1 protein-coding gene is annotated in these 530 nt (G+C 41.3%); it reads right to left on the bottom strand.

Features of this window, described 5'->3' with window-relative positions:
* Positions 1 to 65 precede the first annotated feature (65 nt).
* Positions 66 to 530 (bottom strand): cytochrome c biogenesis protein CcsA (gene ccsA, locus HMPREF9441_RS17300; protein WP_008623828.1); only part of this gene is annotated, 465 nt, incomplete at its 5' end.

Raw genomic sequence — 530 nt, 5'->3', positions numbered from 1 at the left:
ATGAGCACCGGTCTAAAAAGGTAAGTCTTTTTAGCCCGGTGCTCGTTTTTATATTTCGTTTTGTCCTATCCTGAGTAAGTATGTACACTCATTTGAGCAGTAGGTAGGTAGTTCACGCCAAACCAACATACCAACAAAAGGATAAATGCTATCCCTACAATTACGAAGCTTTGTAGTGGTTTACGCTCATTATGATTGTACTTGTGATGCAAATATACCAAGTAGCCCAACCAAGTGATGAAAGCCCACGTTTCTTTAGGGTCCCACGTCCAATAGTGTCCCCACGCTTCTTTTGCCCATAGCGCTCCGAAGAGCAACCCAAAGGTTAAGAATACATAACCCACCTTTATAAGCTGGTCTATCACAGCAAATATGCTGCTAGTTTCTTGTCCTTTTTTATATCTATAGATGCCATAAAAAGCTGTAAGCGATGCCATACCTAACATCGCATAGGCAAAGATATATACGATTACGTGCGGTATAAACCATACACTTTGCAGTGCTGGCATTAGCGCTTTGTTCATCGTATC

The sequence above is a fragment of the Paraprevotella clara YIT 11840 genome, assembly GCF_000233955.1.
In the GTDB taxonomy this organism is placed as follows: Bacteria; Bacteroidota; Bacteroidia; order Bacteroidales; family Bacteroidaceae; genus Paraprevotella; species Paraprevotella clara.
The sequence above is the reverse complement of the archived record's forward strand: the minus strand, read 5'-3'. Positions and strand labels throughout refer to the sequence as shown.